General features: G+C 71.1%; 17 protein-coding genes. 6 read left to right on the top strand and 11 right to left on the bottom strand.

Features of this window, described 5'->3' with window-relative positions; all coding sequences use genetic code 11:
* Positions 1-78 precede the first annotated feature (78 nt).
* Positions 79-795 carry a hemerythrin domain-containing protein gene (locus CRM73_RS02175; protein ID WP_229586659.1) on the bottom strand — a complete coding sequence of 239 codons (717 nt, stop codon included), beginning with the start codon at positions 793-795 and terminating at the stop codon, positions 79-81.
* A 257-nt stretch (positions 796-1,052) separates the two neighbouring features.
* On the opposite strand from CRM73_RS02175, the gene CRM73_RS02170 reads away from it, so the two are divergent.
* The 3 genes from CRM73_RS02170 (at position 1,053) to CRM73_RS19860 (ending at position 2,423) form a co-directional block, all read left to right on the top strand.
* Positions 1,053-1,319 (top strand): DUF2254 family protein, encoded by a 267-nt coding sequence (locus CRM73_RS02170; RefSeq protein ID WP_370658510.1) that lies wholly within the window; start codon positions 1,053-1,055, stop codon positions 1,317-1,319.
* Positions 1,316-1,654, top strand: coding sequence for a DUF2254 family protein (locus CRM73_RS19865; protein WP_370658511.1), 339 nt, complete (start codon positions 1,316-1,318; stop codon positions 1,652-1,654). Before CRM73_RS02170 ends, CRM73_RS19865 begins: the two co-directional genes overlap by 4 nt.
* 61 nt (positions 1,655-1,715) lie before the next feature.
* Positions 1,716-2,423, top strand: a complete 708-nt coding sequence (locus tag CRM73_RS19860; RefSeq protein WP_370658509.1) for a DUF4383 domain-containing protein — start codon at positions 1,716-1,718, stop codon at positions 2,421-2,423.
* Between the two features lie 60 nt (positions 2,424-2,483).
* Here CRM73_RS19860 and CRM73_RS02160 read toward each other — a convergent pair whose 3' ends face one another.
* From CRM73_RS02160 to CRM73_RS02140, 5 genes are all read right to left on the bottom strand, one after another.
* Positions 2,484-2,882, bottom strand: coding sequence for a cupin domain-containing protein (locus CRM73_RS02160; protein WP_229586657.1), 399 nt, complete (start codon positions 2,880-2,882; stop codon positions 2,484-2,486).
* 52 nt (positions 2,883-2,934) lie between these two features.
* Positions 2,935-3,849, bottom strand: a complete 915-nt coding sequence (locus tag CRM73_RS02155; protein WP_229586656.1) for an FRG domain-containing protein — start codon at positions 3,847-3,849, stop codon at positions 2,935-2,937.
* Positions 3,846-4,958 carry a glycosyltransferase family 2 protein gene (locus CRM73_RS02150; protein ID WP_229586655.1) on the bottom strand — a complete coding sequence of 371 codons (1,113 nt, stop codon included), beginning with the start codon at positions 4,956-4,958 and terminating at the stop codon, positions 3,846-3,848. The genes CRM73_RS02155 and CRM73_RS02150 overlap by 4 nt, the downstream gene beginning before the upstream one ends.
* 376 nt (positions 4,959-5,334) lie before the next feature.
* Positions 5,335-6,831 (bottom strand): sugar porter family MFS transporter, encoded by a 1,497-nt coding sequence (locus CRM73_RS02145; RefSeq protein WP_229586654.1) that lies wholly within the window; start codon positions 6,829-6,831, stop codon positions 5,335-5,337.
* Between the two features lie 224 nt (positions 6,832-7,055).
* Entirely contained in the window at positions 7,056-7,355 is a 300-nt protein-coding gene (locus CRM73_RS02140) for a GntR family transcriptional regulator (protein ID WP_052132726.1), read from the bottom strand.
* Between the two features lie 186 nt (positions 7,356-7,541).
* Between CRM73_RS02140 and CRM73_RS02135 the strand changes: the two genes are divergently transcribed.
* Genes CRM73_RS02135 through CRM73_RS02125 form a run of 3 tightly spaced genes read left to right on the top strand, consistent with a single transcriptional unit; the run spans position 7,542 to position 10,410 of the window.
* Positions 7,542-8,570, top strand: a complete 1,029-nt coding sequence (locus tag CRM73_RS02135; RefSeq protein WP_229586653.1) for a Gfo/Idh/MocA family oxidoreductase — start codon at positions 7,542-7,544, stop codon at positions 8,568-8,570.
* Positions 8,567-9,355: a TIM barrel protein gene (locus tag CRM73_RS02130; RefSeq protein WP_109268789.1), complete on the top strand. Its 789-nt coding sequence runs from the start codon at positions 8,567-8,569 to the stop codon at positions 9,353-9,355. Before CRM73_RS02135 ends, CRM73_RS02130 begins: the two co-directional genes overlap by 4 nt.
* 56 nt (positions 9,356-9,411) lie before the next feature.
* Positions 9,412-10,410 (top strand): LacI family DNA-binding transcriptional regulator, encoded by a 999-nt coding sequence (locus CRM73_RS02125; protein ID WP_229586651.1) that lies wholly within the window; start codon positions 9,412-9,414, stop codon positions 10,408-10,410.
* A 103-nt stretch (positions 10,411-10,513) separates the two neighbouring features.
* On the opposite strand, the gene CRM73_RS02120 is transcribed toward CRM73_RS02125, so the two are convergent.
* The 5 genes from CRM73_RS02120 to CRM73_RS02100 form a co-directional block, all read right to left on the bottom strand.
* Positions 10,514-11,683 carry a DUF4175 domain-containing protein gene (locus CRM73_RS02120; RefSeq protein ID WP_141246805.1) on the bottom strand — a complete coding sequence of 390 codons (1,170 nt, stop codon included), beginning with the start codon at positions 11,681-11,683 and terminating at the stop codon, positions 10,514-10,516.
* A gap of 228 nt (positions 11,684-11,911) precedes the next feature.
* Positions 11,912-12,181: a hypothetical protein gene (locus CRM73_RS02115; protein ID WP_017832857.1), complete on the bottom strand. Its 270-nt coding sequence runs from the start codon at positions 12,179-12,181 to the stop codon at positions 11,912-11,914.
* A 121-nt stretch (positions 12,182-12,302) separates the two neighbouring features.
* A complete protein-coding gene (locus tag CRM73_RS02110) occupies positions 12,303-14,060 on the bottom strand; it encodes a BCCT family transporter (protein ID WP_017832858.1) in 1,758 nt (585 codons plus the stop codon).
* 137 nt (positions 14,061-14,197) lie between these two features.
* Complete coding sequence (gene coaE, locus CRM73_RS02105) at positions 14,198-14,815, bottom strand: dephospho-CoA kinase (RefSeq protein ID WP_035924002.1); 618 nt, start codon at positions 14,813-14,815, stop codon at positions 14,198-14,200.
* 44 nt (positions 14,816-14,859) lie between these two features.
* A complete protein-coding gene (locus CRM73_RS02100; protein WP_229586650.1) occupies positions 14,860-16,581 on the bottom strand; it encodes an alpha-amylase family protein in 1,722 nt (573 codons plus the stop codon).
* Positions 16,582-16,595 lie beyond the last annotated feature (14 nt).

Raw genomic sequence — 16,595 nt, 5'->3', positions numbered from 1 at the left:
GCGCACCGAAGGGAAATCGGATCTCCTCCTCCACGTCGGTTGGGTGGCCTCGTTCCTCGTCCGCGGGTCGACGGGAAATCAGTCGCTGTGGGACTTCGTGGTGGGGTCCTCTCCCCGGCGCATCACCGGCAGGTGCTCGATCCGGTGGGCGAGGCCACCGAGGTGGGTGCTGACCGAGCGCAAGACCGGCGCCCCGCGCCCGGGGCCGCGCAGGACCGCGGCGTCCACCAGGTCCCGGACCCGGTCGAGCACCGACAGCGGCACAGCCGCCACGGCGTTGCCCGGTGGCCTGCGCGCCACCACCGGATGAGCCCTGGTGGGCGCGGTGCGCCGGACCACCTCCCACGCCAGGCCCAGTCCGCGCAGCCGGGTCCGGCCTAGCTTCTCCTGCAGCCGCGGGAGCAGCACGTCTTCCTCGTCGCGCACGTCTTCCCGCAGCACGTCGATCAACCGGGCCAGCACCGGCTTCCGCGCCGGATCGGCCTCCTCCAAGGTCTCCAGGGCGGTGACGAGCTCGTTGACCTCCTGGTGCTCGCGCTCCACTTCCAGGGTCAGCTCGTGCCCGTTCGGCAGGACCCGGCGCATCACCGGCCACAGCACGGCCTCCTCGGCGAAGGCGTGCGGGAAGACCAGCCGGTAGATCCGCAGCAGCACCTGCCCTTGGGCCGCCCCGGTGGTGTCCTCGAGGTCCTCCAGCAGGTTCTCCAGCTTCACGTGGTCCCGTCTCTGCCGGGCCAGCACGCTCAACCGCCCGCCGAGCTCGTCGACCTTCTGTTCGGCAATGGATCGCATCATGATGTCCTCTCGAAAAGTCACCGGCCCGGAGCCCGGTGAACGCACAGTGCGGTGCCGGCGCCCGGCGGACGACGCCGGGGCAGCACGACCTCCCCTGCCAGTTTCTTCCGTGTCATAGTAAGCCTGCTGAGTCAGAAATCACCGCCGGGCCGCCGGCGGCTGTCCGTGCAACGAGTGAGTGGAGAAGCGGGCAGTGAGCGCCAACAGAGGTGGCAGGGGTGAGGCGCTGAGAGCGAGCTTGTTGGTTCTGGCCGGCCGTGGCCGCGGCTGCGTCGCTGGTGGTCACGATGCTGCAGGTGGTGGCGACCTCGATCATGACTGCCACGACCTTGACCTTCTCCCTGACCGTGGTGGCCCTTCAGCCGGCTTCCCAGCAGTTCTCCCCGAGGCTACTGAGGGAGTTCGCCCGCGACACCAAGACCCAGGTGGTGCCGGCCACTCTGATCTCCACCTTCGTGATCTCGTTGACCGGGTTGCCTGGAATGCGGCCCTGGGGTTGCGCCGGCTCGCCGACATCGCGGTGAGAGCGATCTCCCCGGGGATCAACGACCCGATCACCGCCGCGCACGCGATCGGTTGCTGCACCGACCTCGTCGCCCGGCTGCAGCACCGCAACCTCGGTCCCCACCAGCACCTCGACGACGCTTTTCGCGACCGGGCCGGGGAGAACAGCACCGACTCCGGCGGGCCCGCTGTCTCCAGACCGGCCTCACCCAGCAGCCCGTCCTCAGCCTGCCCGGTGCGCCGGTCGCCGCCGCACGGCGGCGCAGTCACCGACACCAGTTGTCCCGCCGCGCGTCGAGGAACCAAGAGGAATCAGGCCGAGAAAACTCTGGTGCGCCCGAGGAAGCGCGCCTAGCCTGAGAGCACGGGTCCAGCAGCCGGCCGCGCTTCCCCTCTCGTGGCCCGGGAGTCCTGCCGTGGATCGCCAACTGTCCGTTCTCGTCCGGGTCGACCCGGACCGACGACGCGTGCACCTGATCACCGCCGGGTGGCTGACGGAAACGAATCAACAGGTCCTGTACCCGTTGATCCACCGCCTGCGGGCTCTCACCCCGGACACCGAGGTCCTCGTCGATCTCACCGCGGTCGAGCACCTCGAGGACGCCGCCCTGGACCTGCTGTGCTGGGAGGTCGAGCACGAGGACACGACCTGCTCCGCCCACCCGGTACGTTTCGCCCTGGCCGAACCACCACCGCCCGACAGGCCCTTCCTGTCCCCGGCCTGCCGGGTGCACCGCACCGGATCCACCACCTGGACACGACCGGCCGTCGCAACGACTTCCTCCACCTCGATCCACCGCCACAACCGACCCGGGCGACTCCTGCTCGTTGCCCGTTCAAAGCCAACCAGAGGCAAGACCATGACCACCCCCGCCGCCCGACCCGGCGACCGCACCACCCGCCGCTCACCCGTCCGCACGGCGGCCCTGCTCTACGGCGCCGTCTTCCTGCTCGTGTGCGCAGCCGGGTTCATCCCCGGCCTCACCACGAACTACGGCCTGATCATCGACAAGGACTCGGGGGCCAACTTCGTGCCGCTGAACACCGCCGACGACTGGCTGCACCTGCTCCTGGGCCTGACCATGGTCGGACTGTCCTTCCTGGACCGCAGGACCCGCACCTGAGGTCAGCCGCTGAGCAGCGGACGTGTCCGCGCTCCGTCCCCCGGCGTCACAGAGGTGTGCTCAGGAGAAGACGTACTCGACCTCGGTGAAGTCGTCGGCGGCGAGGACGTAGAACACGCGCAGCACCCCGGGACCGGTGTTCCTGGCGCCGTGCTCGCGGCCGCCCGGGATGAAGACGTTGGACCCGGGACGGATCGGGTGCTCGACGCCGTCGAGGGTGACCACGCCCTCCCCGGAGAGCACGTAGTAGGTCTCGGCCTGGTCGTGACGGTGCAGGGCGAGGAAACCGCCCTCGGGCATTTCGGCCACCCCGGTCACCAGGGTGTCGGTGGGCGTCGTGCCGGCGGAGAACAGGGTGCGCCACGTGAGGTGCCCCCGCTCGTCGTGCCAGCCGTCGACCGGGCGGTCGTCGTCCTGGAGCACCAGCGGGGGGTTCGCGGTGGTGGGGTCGGTAGCCATGGAGCCAGTACACACCCTGGCCCACCCTCACCACCACCCGAGAGGTCCGCCCTCAGCCGGCCGGGGCAGAGCCCGGGAGAGGACCCGGGTCTTCGCCCATCGCCGGTGATGTCGGATCCGCCCAGCGGCCCTGTTCCGGGCGCGGCCCGTAGTAGCGGGTCAGCCAGCGGGACAGTCCGTCGAGGCCGGGGAAGAGGACGCGCTCGGTCATGTTCGCCTGGTCGAGATGGTCGCGGATCCGCCACTTGAGACTCGCCGGGATGATGACCTTGCGGTAGAGCTCGGGGTGCTCGCCCAGCCAGTCGTGCAGGGAGCCCGTGGCCGCGGACATGGCGGAGAACACCGCGGCCTGGTTCACGATCCGCTCGTCCAGCGACGGAGGCTCGAAGAACAGCGGCACCGCCCGCCCGTGGGCGTCCCGGAACCGGTCGAAGTCGGCCATGGCGTACGCGACCCGCTCCAGCATGCCGGTGGTGAACAGACCCGCGGCGTGGGCGGTGATCTCGCGGCCCAACTCGTCGGGGAGGAGTTCGTGGACTGCCGCGTAGTCCACGCACCACACCGCTCCGGGCGCCTCGTAGCAGCGCGGGTCCGCGGTGGCGAAGTGCAGCGCCACATAGGGAGAGTTCGACCAGTCGAGCAGTCTTGTGGGCAGCCCGTGGTGCTGGGCGACGGACAGCCAGTTCCAGTCCGAGTCCCCCGGGGAGGTGTCCCGGGCGGCGTACTTGCGGAAGTTCCGCAGGATGTGGGGCTCGATCTGCCCGCTCGAGGTGCCCCGGAGCCGGAAGAGACTGGTGTCCAGGTCCCGGTCGGCCACCGCGTGGCCGCGGTAGACCACGTTGATCCGCAGGCTCCCGCCCGAGGGCTGCCAGTCGTTGTGGGTGAGGGTCGCGATCAGCCCGTACAGGTCGTCCTCGGCGATCTCGATGACCGGACCCGCACCCGCCGCCCCCGTCCCCACGCTCACCGCCGCCCCCTCATCCGTCCGGTGCCGGCGTCGACCCGCAGCGAGTCCTCGCCCGGGCGGCTCAGGCGCCGGTGCAGGGCGGCCCGGGAGTGCCCGGCGGTGCGCAGCCGGGACCCCGCGTAGGACACCCCGCCGCGCGCCCGGACGACCACGGCCGCCCACACGCACACCGACCGCTCCAGCACCCACAGCGGAACCCACAGCACCGTGCTCCGCGGGTAGACCGCAGCACCCCCGCCCCGGCGCCGGCCGAACTCGGCCACCGCACACACGGCCAGGGCTCCGCCCGCCCACCGCCCCGGTCGCCGCACCGCCCAGCTCAGCAGGGGCAGCAGCGACAGCTCGGCGAGCAGACGGGCGGGCTGGGCGAAGTCGTCGTAGGCCTGACGGACGCGCTGGCCGAGGAAGTGGGACACGGTGGGCGGCACCCGGCCCACCGGCACGTCCAGGGCCACGATCTCTCTCCCACCGGCCGCCCGCACGGTGCGCACGAGCTCGAGGTTCTCGAACAGGACGTCGCCGTCGTAGCCCCCCGCGTCCAGCAGGGCCGACCGGCGCACGCCCAGGGTACCGGGCCAGTCCCCGCCCAGAGCCCGGTTGAGCAGGGTCCGTGCGGTGTCCCAGCGGGCCTGCCAGGGCAGTTCCAGGTAGTAGTTCTGCGGGCGGACCACCTCGGCCTCCCCCAGCAGCCCCACGATCCTCTCCAGGGTGCACCGGGTGTGGCGCACGTCGTCGTCGGCCACCACGATCCGTTCCTCGGCCGTCCGGCGGACACCGGTCATCACCCCCGCCACCTTGCCGTTGGCCCCCTGCCACCGATCGGGGCGCACGTGCTCGACCGTCTCCGGCAGCGCCTCGCGGTGGGCTGCGAAGAGCTTCTCGGCGGAGCCGTCGACGACGGTGACGGGCATCCACGTCACGACCTCGGCCAGGTAGCGGGCGAGTTCGTCCAGACCGGTGTCGTCGGACCACTTCAGCGGCAGGACGTACCGGGCATCGGCCAAGAGGCCGGGAACAGGAGTGCTCCTGCGGAGGCGGCCCGGAGTCGCCTCAGCAGAGGCATCATCGCGGCGGGCGGCCTGGGCCGGCACGAGCAGGGTGTGGTCCACAGGAGCTTCCTCCATCGACAGCAGCGCACTGCGGGCCGGCTGCTCGACCACACCTCACCCTAACCACAAGCATCTCCGGCAGACCAGGCATCATGCGGAAAATGGCTCCCGATCCCCATGGCACCTCTCGAAGATGCCGCCCGACAGCGCCCCGTCCACGAGGTCGCGGGCCCGGTCGAGCACCGACGGTGGAACGGCCGCCCCCAGCGCGGGACCGCCGGACCGGTCATCGACGGTGCGGACCCCGCCTGGAGATCGCCGGCATGCACCGCACCGGCACCAGGACCCCGCTGGTGTTCCTGCACGGAGAGCAGAACGGCGACCTGTCCTGTCTCGAACACCTGCCCCCGGCTTGCGCGGGGTCACGACGCGGGAATCAGGACCGGTGGGCGTCGGCGGGCTTGGCGACCTGGTAGATGGCCCCGGTGGAGACGTCTTCCTCGAGGTCTTCGAGGGAGCGGTTCCGGGTCTCGGGGACCTGGGTGATGACGAAGACCAGGGCCAGCACGCCGATGCCGGCGAAGAGGAAGAACGTGCCCGAGATGCCGACCGTGCCCACCAGGGTCGGGAAGTACAGGGCCAGGAAACCGTTCATGGTCCAGCCGAAGAACACCGAGATGCCGATGCCCAGTCCGCGCATGTGCAGCGGGAAGATCTCTGCCAGCCACACCCAGACGGCGATGTTCAGGAACGTCTGCATCGAGAGCACGAAGGCGACCACGAGGACGAGGATCACGATCGGGCGGGCCGGGTTGCCTTCGGGAAGGAGGTTGCCGGCGATCCCGATCAGCAGGTGGCAGGTGGTGGTGAGGCTCAGGCCGATGATGAAGGTCTTGCGCCGGTCGAGCCGGTCCATGTTGTACAGGGCGATGAGTCCGCCGATCACGGCCACGGCGCCGAAGGCGATGTTGGCCAGCACGGCCTGCTGCGCTGTCATCCCCGACTCCTCCAGGATGCGGGTGCCGTAGTACATGACGGAGTTGATGCCGGTGAGCTGCTGGGTCATGGACACCCCGATGCCGATCAGGATGATCCGCAGCAGCCACTTGTTCGTCAGGACCGCTTTCAGCCCGACCTGGTGCGTCTTGGCCTCCAGGGCCGCGATCCGCTCGATCTCCTGCAGCTCGGCCTTGGCCCGGTCGGCGGGGCGGACCGTCTCCAGCACCGCCAGGGCCTCGTCGTACCGGCCCTTCTCGGTGAGCCAGCGCGGGGACTCGGGCATGCGCAGCATCCCGATGAACAATCCGAGTGCCGGCAGCGCGGAGACGGCGAACATGATCCGCCAGATGCCGTCCACGACGTCACCGAGCGTGACGGCGATGATGGCGTTCATGACGAAGGCGGCCAGCTGTCCGGTGACGATCGCCAGCTCGTTGCGGCCGGTGATCGATCCGCGGATCTCATAGGGGGCGAGCTCGGCCAGGTACACCGGCACCACCGTGGAGGCGCCGCCGACGGCGAGACCGATCATGATCCGGCCACAGACCAGGACCGTGAACCCGGTCAGGGAGAACGTTCCCTCCTCCGGAGGCGTCGGGGTGAAGACCACCAGCGCGGTGCCGAGGAAGAACAGCACGGCCAGCAGGATGATCGTCCGGCGCCTCCCCCAGGCATCCGAGACCCGGCCCCAGACCAGGGTGCCGACGGCGGCGGCGAAGATGAGCGAACTGATCACCACGCCCAGCTGGATCAGGCTCAGCCCCAGGTCCTGAGCCATCGGCCCCTCGGCGCCGTTCGTCACGCCGGTGTCGTAGCCGAACAGCAGCCCGCCCAGGCAGGCCACGACCGAGATCAGTCCGAGCCGCTTCCGGTGCGGCCCCTGGGTCAGCGGTGGAAGGGCGACCCGGCTGTCGCTCGGAGAATGGTGGGACATGGGAACTCCTTGGGTGATGACCTCGTGAAGCACGGTCGAACCGTGTGCGGCACCGGTCGGATGGTGGGTTGTTCGTGCGGGTGGATCGGGGATCGGCCGAGAAGGCAGGACGTGGCTCGGGGCCTGCGGGCGTGCCGGCGGAATGCGCTTCGCCGCCCGGACGGGCTCGCGGCTTCTCCGGTCGGTTGCCGCACCCGACATCCGGTGCGACGGTCGCGAAACGTCTACAGCGACTGCTGCGACGTGGAGTGCGCCGGAGGGCGCGCCCACCGGTGGGGCGGGGTGACGTGCGTGCCGGATCCGGGGGTGCGTACCACCAGGCCGGCCTCGACCAGATGCTGCAGAGCGCTGCGCACGGTGACCCGGGCAATGCGCAGTCGGGACGCGAGCTCGAGCTCGTTGTCCAGCTTGGTGCCCGGCGCCAGATCCCCGCTGTGGATTACCCCTTCCAGGAGGAGGGCGAGTTGGTGGTAGAGGGGCACCGGGGAGTTCCTGTCGATCGGCAGGAACAGCGTTGCGGTCATGTAAGGTCTCCTCTTCTGGCCGGGCCTCGGCCCTTCGACGCGCTGCCGGAAACTTGTTCGGCAGAGGTGTTGGCGATCGCACTAATACGTACTAGTGTTTCTGCCAAGGGTTTGTCAGGACATATTGAGGACACCGTTCCCGGGCATCCCCTTCCGCGCTCCAACCCTGACCTGAAGGAGAATCCCGTGTCCGAGCCCCGTACCCTGAACATCGGCCTGATCGGCGCCGGCCGGATCGGTTCCAGCCATGCCGAGCTGATCACCCGCACCGTGCCCAACGCCCGACTGGTCGCGATCGCCGATCCCGTCGAGGGCGCCGCGGCACGCCTGGCGGAGGCGTTGCACGTGCCTGCGGCCTACACCGACATCGCAGAGCTGCTGGCCGACCCGGAGGTGGAGGCGGTGGTGATCACCGCACCGGCCCGGTTCCACACCGAGCTGGTGGAGCAGGTCGCCGCGGCCGGCAAGGCGATCTTCTGCGAGAAGCCGGCCGGGATGACGCTGGAGGAGATCGACCGGGTCCACCAGGCCGTCGAAACCCACGGAATGCTGTTCCGGATCGGGTTCAACCGCCGCTTCGCCGACGGATTCCCGCAGGCCCGGGCGGCCATCGAGGCCGGGCGGATCGGCTCCCCGCAGCTGCTGCGCTCGACCACCCGCGACCCGGGACTGGCGAACCCCGGCGCGGTGGCCCCGTGGACGATCTTCCTGGAGACCCTGATCCACGACTTCGACACCCTGAACTTCCTCAACCCCGCCGCCCGGGCGGTACAGGTCCACGCGGTGGCCGACGCCCTCGTGGCCCCGGACTTCAAGGACGCCGGGCTGCTGGACACCGCCGTGGTCACCATCCGCTACGACAACGGGGCGATCGCCACCGCCGAGGCCAGCTTCTCGGCCGCCTACGGCTACGACACCCGGGCGGAGGCCTTCGGCTCCGCCGGCATGGTCACCGCCGGGGACCTGGCGGCCTCGAGCATGCGCTACTACGGCCCGGAGGGCATCGCCGCCGAGACCGTCCGCGCCGACACCCAGTCGATGCGCGGCGCCTACACCGCGGAGCTGCAGGCCTTCACCGACACCGCCCTCGGACACCTCTCGCCGGGTCCGGGCGTGGAGGCGGCCCGGGACGCGCTGCGGATCGCCCTGGGCTGCATCGAGTCCTGCCGCACCGGCGCCCCGGTGAGCCTGGACCCGGTGGGAGCCACCCGATGAGCGGCTTCACCCTGGCGGCGAGCGCGGAGATGGTCTTCGTCGACCTGCCGTTCGAGCAGCGGGTGCGCCGGCTGCACGAGGCCGGGTTCGAGGTGGAGATCTGGGACTGGACCACCAAGGACCTGCCCGCCCTGGCCGCCACCGGGGCCCGGTTCGGGTCGATGACCGGCTACGTGCGCGGGGCCCTCGTGGACCCGGACGGGGCGGCGGAACTGCTGCGCACCGCAGAGGACTCGCTGGCCGCCGCCGAGGTCCTCGACTGCCCCCGGCTCAACGTCCACGGCACCGGCCTGGACCCCCAGGGGCTCCCCGTGGTGCCACACGAGGTGGTCACCGGGGCGGACTGGCTGGCAGCGGCCCGCACGCTGGAGCGGCTGGCCGTCCTGGGCGAGCGCCACGGGCGGGTCTTCACCCTGGAGAACCTCAACCGCGCCGTCGACCACCCGGGGGTGCCCTTCGGGGCGGCCGAGGACACCCTGGCGCTGGTCGCGGCGGTGGACAGTCCGCACCTGCGGCTGAACCTGGACCTCTACCACGCCCAGATCGGGGAGGGGAACCTGGTAGAACTGTGCCGGAGGGCCCTCCCGTACGTGGGGGAGATCCAGGTGGCCGACGTCCCCGGGCGGTGCGAGCCGGGCACCGGGGAGATCCACTTCCCCCGGGTGGCCACCGCCCTGGCCGAGGCCGGATACGAAGGAGTGATTGCGATGGAGGCCTTTGCCGCCGCCGACCCCGAGCTGGCGCTGAGACGATTCCGGGACGCCTTCACCGTTCCCCGCCCGTGAGCCCGGACGCCCCGGGGCGGGAAGCCCCCGGCCACCCGTCCGGGCGCCGCGTCACCATGCGCGACGTCGCCCGGGCGGCCGGGGTCTCCCAGCCCCTGGTCTCCATCGTCTTCCGCGACGCCCCCGGCGCCAGCGAGGAGACCCGGGCCCACGTCCTGCGGGTCGCCGCCGAGCTGGGCTACCGCCGCGACGAACGTGCCCGGCTGCTGCGCCAGGGCCGCTCCCGGCTGCTGGGGGTGGCCTTCGAGCCCGTGCAGCCCTTCCACGGAGAGATCCTCGACGGTATCCACACCGCCGCCCAGCAGCGGGGCTACGACGTCGTGCTCTCGGCCGTCACACCGCACCGGGCGGAGGACGCCGCGGTGGAGGCCCTGCTGCGCGACCGGTGCGAGGCCCTGGTCCTGCTGGGCAGCGCCCTGCCACGGACCCGCCTCGAGCAGATCAGTGCGACCCTGCCGGTCGTCTCCGTCACCCGGGCTTTCGACGCGGCGGCCTTCGACAGCGTGGCCACCGACGACCACCGCGGCGCGGTGCTGGCCGTGGAGCACCTCCTCGACCTGGGGCACCGGCGGATCGCCTACATCGACGCCGACCGCGAGGCCGGCGGGGCGAGGCGCCGGGCCGGCTACCAGGACACCATGGCCGCCGCGGGCCTGGTCGACGAGATGCTGATCGTGCGCGGCGGCGCCTCGGAGGCCGGCGGCGCCACCGCCATCACCGGGCTCCTGGCCCAGGACCCCGCGCCGACCGCTGTCATCGCCTTCAACGACCGCTGCGCCGTCGGGGTGATCAGCCAGGCCCGCGTCCTGGGCCGGTGCGTGCCCGAGGACCTGTCGGTGGTCGGCTTCGACGACTCCGAGCAGGCGTCCCTGCCCTACCTCGACCTCACCACCCTGGCCCAGGACCCCTGCCTGCTCGCGCACACCGCCGTGGACCTGGCGCTGCGCCGCTTGGATGCGACGGCTGAGAACACCGCGGTGACCGGCGAGCACGTGGTGCTCCCCGTCCAGCTGGTCACCCGCACCAGCACCGCACCCGTCCCCGCTGCCCCCTGAGGCGGCTCCCTCGCCACTCCGGCCCAGGACCGGGCAGGCGGCACTTGCGGGACGGGGCCCTTCCGCACCGATCAGGAACCCCGCCTGTCCCCCGATGAACGGACTACACGGGGCCCCCGACGAGGTCGTGCCGGGGCACGCTGCGCTTCACGAGCAGGTACGGGGCCCACAGCAGGGCCGCGGAGAGGACGGTCAGCCCGAAGCCGATCATCGCTGTCCGCTCGGCAGCCGACCCCATCTCCACGCTGCCCACCAGCACCGAGAAGGAGATGACCACCAGCAGAAGCCAGCACACCAGCCCGTGGAACCAGCGCAGGCCACGGCGCAGCGGCAGGAAGAAGAGCGCGGCCGCCGGCAGGACCACGAGGAGCTCCAGCGGCCAGACGGCGGCGGGCAACCACCCGTGCTGGACGAGGTAGGGCAGCAGGAAGCCGGCGCTCAGGGCGTACATGCCGGCGAACCATGCACCGAGGATCCAGTGCCGGCCGGTGGGCCGCTGACGCGCCTCCTGCAGCGCGGGGTCCCGGCGCTCCGCCTGCTCCTGGGCCTGCGCGGCGTTCTGATGCCAGCGGTTCTCCAGCCGGATCGTGTTGTCCAGCCACCCGCCGGTGGCGGGGAAGGGGATGACCTCTTCGGTGGTCGCGAGGTGCTCGAGCTGGGCCTCGGGGCCGAGGTAGGCCTCGCCCTTCCACGAGAGCGGCCGGGCGGTGTAGCCCAGTTCCACGCCGTGCTTCCGCAGCGCTGCGATCCAGACGTCGACCGCGGGGTCCTTGTGCGAGGAGAAGGGGACGCTCGTGATCCGGCGGCTCCCGTCCTGGTCGAACAGGATGTGCAGGACGGGGGCCGTCTCGGTCAGTGTTCCGCCGCCGTTCTCGACGAGGATCGTGCGGCGCAGGATCCGGTAGGAGGCCACGACGGAGGCCACGGCCTCCCACGGGATGGCCCGGCGGACCGGTGCGTCGGCGCCGAAGGTGTTCCACTCGGTCGTCTCGATGCCGGTCTCGCGCAGGGTATAGGTCGAGCGGTGGCGGGCGTGCCAGGCTCCCCTGCGCACCAGGTCCACCGTCCTGACAAGGAGCAGGACCCCGGCCGCCACGAAGACCAGAGTGAACAGCAGCCACGGGTTCCAGAACGCGATCATCAGCCAGACGGGGACGCCGATGAAGAGCGCGACGATGGCCGCGACGAAGAACAGGCCGACCACCGCGGCGCCGCGCCAGAACAGGTCCTCCCGCTGCTCGCTCTGGACGTGGACGACCGGACTGTCAGTCACGGCGGTCCGGGAGACGGGGTGGGGATCCGGTGTCACGACAGGTGCTCGCTCTCGGTGCAGGGGCGGGTGCGTCCCGGGCAGGGGTGTTCCGGCGCTCTCGGAGCCTATCGGGGACCAGGGCTCGGGGCGCTGACCCGACACGGCGCCGTCCCGTCGCCTCCGCCCGTCCGGAGAGCGCACGCAGAAGGGCGGGGAGCCTCCGGAGGCTCCCCGCCCTTCGCGAGAGTTCTAGTTGCGCGAGCTGCCGGTGTTCGTGCCCTCGCCGGAGTCGTCCCGGTGGTAGAGGTACTCGTTGCCGTGCTCGTCCTTCTCCACGTAGAAGTGTTCCTGGACCTCCTGGTACCAGGTCTGGGCGGCCTCGCTCATCCTCTCGCCCTCCTGCGCCTGGGCCAGCCGGTCCCCCGGCCCGTAGACGCGCATCGCGATGGCGTTGAGCCGGTCGAGGATGCGGTGCTGCTGCTCGCCGTCCCGGTTGGTGTTCTGCCTGTTCCGCGCCATGACGTCCCCCGTTGCCGACTGTGATGGTGATCACCAGTCTAGCGCCTGGGTGCCGGCACGGACCGGGCCCACCGGCGGGTGTGACGCCGGTGGGGCCATACGGTCCCTGGTGTGCGGGCGGCTACTCGACGTCGCGGATCTGCTTGAGGGAGCCGGTGCTCGTGCGGTACTCCCGCACGTAGTCGGGCTGCTCCGGGTGCTCGATGGCCGGGGCGTTGGCCGGCTCCGAGCCGTGCACGTAGTCCGGGGCCACGACGATCTCCTCGTCCACCTCGGCGCCGGTGGAGGTGCGGCGGCGGAACTCCTCGGGCGGCAGCACCCGGCGCCACTGGCGGGTGGGCAGGACGCCCACCTCCCCGGCGTCCTCGCGCAGGGCCCGGAGCAGCGAGTAGATCATCACGTACCCGAGCACGAAGAACGGCAGGCCGATGAGGATCGCCACGTTCTGCAGGGCGGCGAGCCCGGTGGCGCCGGTGGCGGTCAGCAGGATCGCGGCGATGAGGCCGATGGCGACGACCCAGAACACGCGCTGGTGCACCGGGGACTCCTCCTCGTGGCCGCTGCCCATGGTGTCCATGACCAGGGCGGCCGAGTCGATCGAGGTGATGAAGAACAGCACCACGATGAGCACGCCCACGGCGGAGGTGACGGTGGAGAACGGGAAGTTCTCGAGGAAGACGAACATCGCGCCGGGGATGTCGCCCTCGTCGACGACGGCCTCCACGAGCCCGCCCCCGCCGTTGAGCTCGATGTCGAACACGCCCATGCCGAAGATCCCGAACCAGATGACGGAGAACAGCGTGGGGAAGGCGAGCACCCCGGAGACGAACTGGCGGATGGTACGGCCGCGGGAGATGCGGGCGATGAAGATGCCCACGAACGGGGACCACGTGATGGTCCACGCCCAGTAGAAGACGGTCCAGCCGCTCTGCCACCCGGTGTCCGCGAGCGAGTCGTTCCAGAAGGCGAGCGCCGGGAGCATCGACAGGTACGTGCCGGCGGACTCGACCATGCCCTTGAGCATCAGCACGGTGGGCCCGGAGACGAGGATGAAGACCAGCAGGGCGATCGCGATGAGGATGTTGGTGTTGGACAGCCGCTTGATGCCCCGGTCGAGGCCGAGGGCCACGGAGACCGAGGCGACGAGGCTGACGGCGGCGATGATGAGGATCTGCGACAGCGCCGACTCGGAGATGCCGAAGAGCCGTGCCAGGCCGCTGTTGATCTGCATGGTGCCGAGCCCGATCGAGACGGCCACGCCGAAGAGGGTGCCGACGATGGCCAGGATGTCGATGAGCCGCCCGACCGGCCCGTGGATGCGCTCCCCCAGCAGCGGCTGGAACATGGAGCTCACCCGCGGCGGGAGGTTGCGCTTGTACATGAAGTAGCCGAAGGCCAGTGCCGGGAGGGTGAAGATCGTCCAGGTGTGCAGCCCGAAGTGGTAGAGCGTGAAGCCCATCGCCTCGGTGGCGGCCTCCATGGAGGCCGGCTCGACGCCCTGCCGGGGCGGGTTCGCGAAGTGGTTCACCGGTTCGGCGACGGCCCAGAACATCAGAATCGTGCCGATGCCCGCGGCGAAGAGCATCGAGAACCAGGACAGGTTGGTGTGCTGGGGCCGTTCGTCGTCGGCCCCGAGCCGGACCTGACCGAAGCGGCTGACCATGAGGTAGATCAGGAACAGCAGGAAGACGGTCACACCCAGGATGTAGAACCAGCCGAGCTGTTCGATCACCCAGGTCGAGCCGTCCGCGAAGACAGCGTCCATGAACTCCGTGAACACCAGCGTCAGGACCACGAACGCGGCGATCACCAGCGCGGAGCCGAAGAAGATGGTGGGACTGGTCCGCAGTCGCAGGGAGTCGTGCAGTCTGTTCAACATCGCCGTGCTTCCCCGGCTGCCCTCGGCCTCGGACGAGCGGACGGCCGCCGTGTCTCGGTTGTGTGCGTCGGTCGTGTGGATCGGTGGTGCGTTCTGGTTGCTACGACCCTACCGCGTGGTCGTCCTGAGGCGGAGGCTCACTCCGGGGACGGCGTGGACGCCAGGCGCGGCTCCACGTGCCACTCCCACCACGCGTCCACGCGGTCGCGCAGGCGCTGCACGGTGCCGTCGTTGACCAGCACGGTGCTGGAGACGGCGGCCCGCTCCTCGTCGGTGGCCTGGGCGGCGATCCGGGCGCGGGCGTCGGCCTCCGTCATGCCGCGGTCCTCGACCATCCGCCGCACGCGCTCCTCCGCCGGGGCCTGGACCGTGAGGACGAGGTCGAAGCGCCCGTGCTGGCCGGTCTCCACGAGCAGCGGGATGTCCTCGACCAGGACGGCGTCCTCCCCGGCCGCGGCCGCGAGCCGCTCGGCCTCCGCCCGGACGAGGGGGTGGATGATCGCGTTGAGCCGGGCGCGCGCCTCCGGGTCCGCGAACACGCGGGCGCCGAGCGCGGCCCGGTCCAGGCGGCCGTCCGGGGTCAGCACGGAGGGTCCGAACTCCTCCACGATCCCCTCGAGGCCGGGCCGGCCCGGCTCCTGCAGGGCGCGGGCGATCGCGTCGGCGTCGACCACGGTGGCCCCGAGCTCCATGAGCCGCCGGGAGACCGTGGACTTGCCCGAGGCGATCCCGCCGGTGAGTCCGATGGTCAGCATGGGACCATGCTATCGGCCGGTCCCGGCCGCGCCCCGCCGGGCGCTCAGGCCTCCCCGGCCCCGGCCACGGTGGTCATGACGTCCGGCAGCGTGCCGGGCCCGTGCGCCCGCTGCACCCGCAGCCAGCGGTACCCGTAGCCCTCCAGGGCCAGCTCGGCCGAGGAGTCGGCGTCGAGGGTGCACGTCCCGCTGCCCAGCAGGTCCAGCAGCTCGGTGCCCTCCTCCTCGTCCGGCAGCCGCAGCGGCACCGTGGTGGGCTCGGCGGAGAAGTTGTGCAGCGCCACGATGCCGGAGCCCTCCCACGAGCACCGGTGGGCAAGGACCTCCCGCCGCGGCTGGTCCAGGACCTCGGCGGGCCCCCAGGCCAGCTCGGTGCACTCGCGGTAGCGGCGGGCCAGGGCGGTGACGAAGTTCAGCAGGGAGTCCGGGTCCCGCTTGGCGTCGGCCACGTTCACGGCCGCGGGGCCGAACTCCCCCTCGACGACGGGACCGGAGAGGTCCTCGGCGCCGGCGGAGGAGAACCCCCCGTTGCGCCCGGAGGTCCACTGCATGGGCGTGCGGACGGCCATGCGGCCCTCGGCGGCGAGATTCTCGCCCATGCCGATCTCCTCGCCGTAGTACAGCACCGGGGTGCCCGGCAGGGAGAAGAGCAGCGAGTAAACCATCCGGATGCGCTGCCGGTCCCCGTCCAGCATGGGCGGCAGCCGCCGGGTGAGGCCCCGGCCGTAGATCTGCATGCGCTCCTCGGGCCCGAAGGCGGCGAAGACCTCCTCCCGCTCGGACGCGGAGAGCTGATCGAGGGTGAGCTCGTCGTGGTTGCGCACGAAGTTGGCCCACTGGGCGTCCTGCGGGATGCGGGGCCGGTTCTTCAGGGCGGTCGCCAGCGGCCCGGCGTCCCGGCGGGCCAGCGAGAGGTAGAGGTTCTGCATGGCCACGAAGTCGAAGATCATGGTCAGCTCCCCCGCGTCCTCCGTGCCGAACAGCTCGAGCTGCTGCTGGTAGGGCAGGTTGACCTCGCCCAGCAGGGCGGCCCGGCCGTTGCGGCGGTTGGCGAACCTGCGCAGCGAGCGCAGGAACCCGTGCGGGTCCGTGAACCCGCCCTGGTTCTCGAAGTCGTCGCCCTGCGCCAGCGTGAGCAGCTGGGGGATCCCGTCCACGCGGAAGCCGTCGAGGCCCAGGTGCAGCCAGAACCCGACGATCTTCGCGATCTCGTCCCGCACCTTGGGGTGGGAGAGGTTGAGGTCCGGCTGGTGGCGGTAGAAGCGGTGCAGGTACCAGTGCCCGGTGATCTCGTCCCGGGTCCAGATGCCGCCCTCCTGGTCGGGGAACACGGCCTTCCCGGAGGTGTCCGGCGGCTCGTCGGCCCGCCACACGTAGTAGTCGCGGTACGGGTTGTCCGTGCTCGAGCGGGCGGCCTGGAACCACGGGTGCTGGTCGGAGGTGTGGTTGACCACGAGGTCGGCGATGACCCGCAGACCACGGTCCTGGGCGGTGCGGACGAGCTCCACGAGGTCGCCGAAGCTGCCCAGCCGCTGGTCGACGCCGTAGAAGTCGGTGATGTCGTAGCCGTCGTCCCGGTTGGGCGAAGGGTAGAACGGCATGAGCCACAGGCAGGTGACGCCGAGCTCCGCCAGGTAGTCCACCCTCTCGGCCAGCCCGGCGATGTCGCCGACGCCGTTGCCGTCCGTGTCCAGGAACCGCTCGACGTCCACGCAGTACACGACCGCCTGCTTCCACCAGAGGTCGGAGGTGTCGGCGATGCGCATGTCTGCTCCCTCGG

Origin of the sequence: Kocuria sp. CCUG 69068, assembly GCF_020833785.1 — a bacterium.
In the GTDB taxonomy this organism is placed as follows: domain Bacteria; phylum Actinomycetota; class Actinomycetes; order Actinomycetales; family Micrococcaceae; genus Kocuria; species Kocuria rosea.
This window is presented reverse-complemented; position numbering and strand designations above follow the sequence as displayed.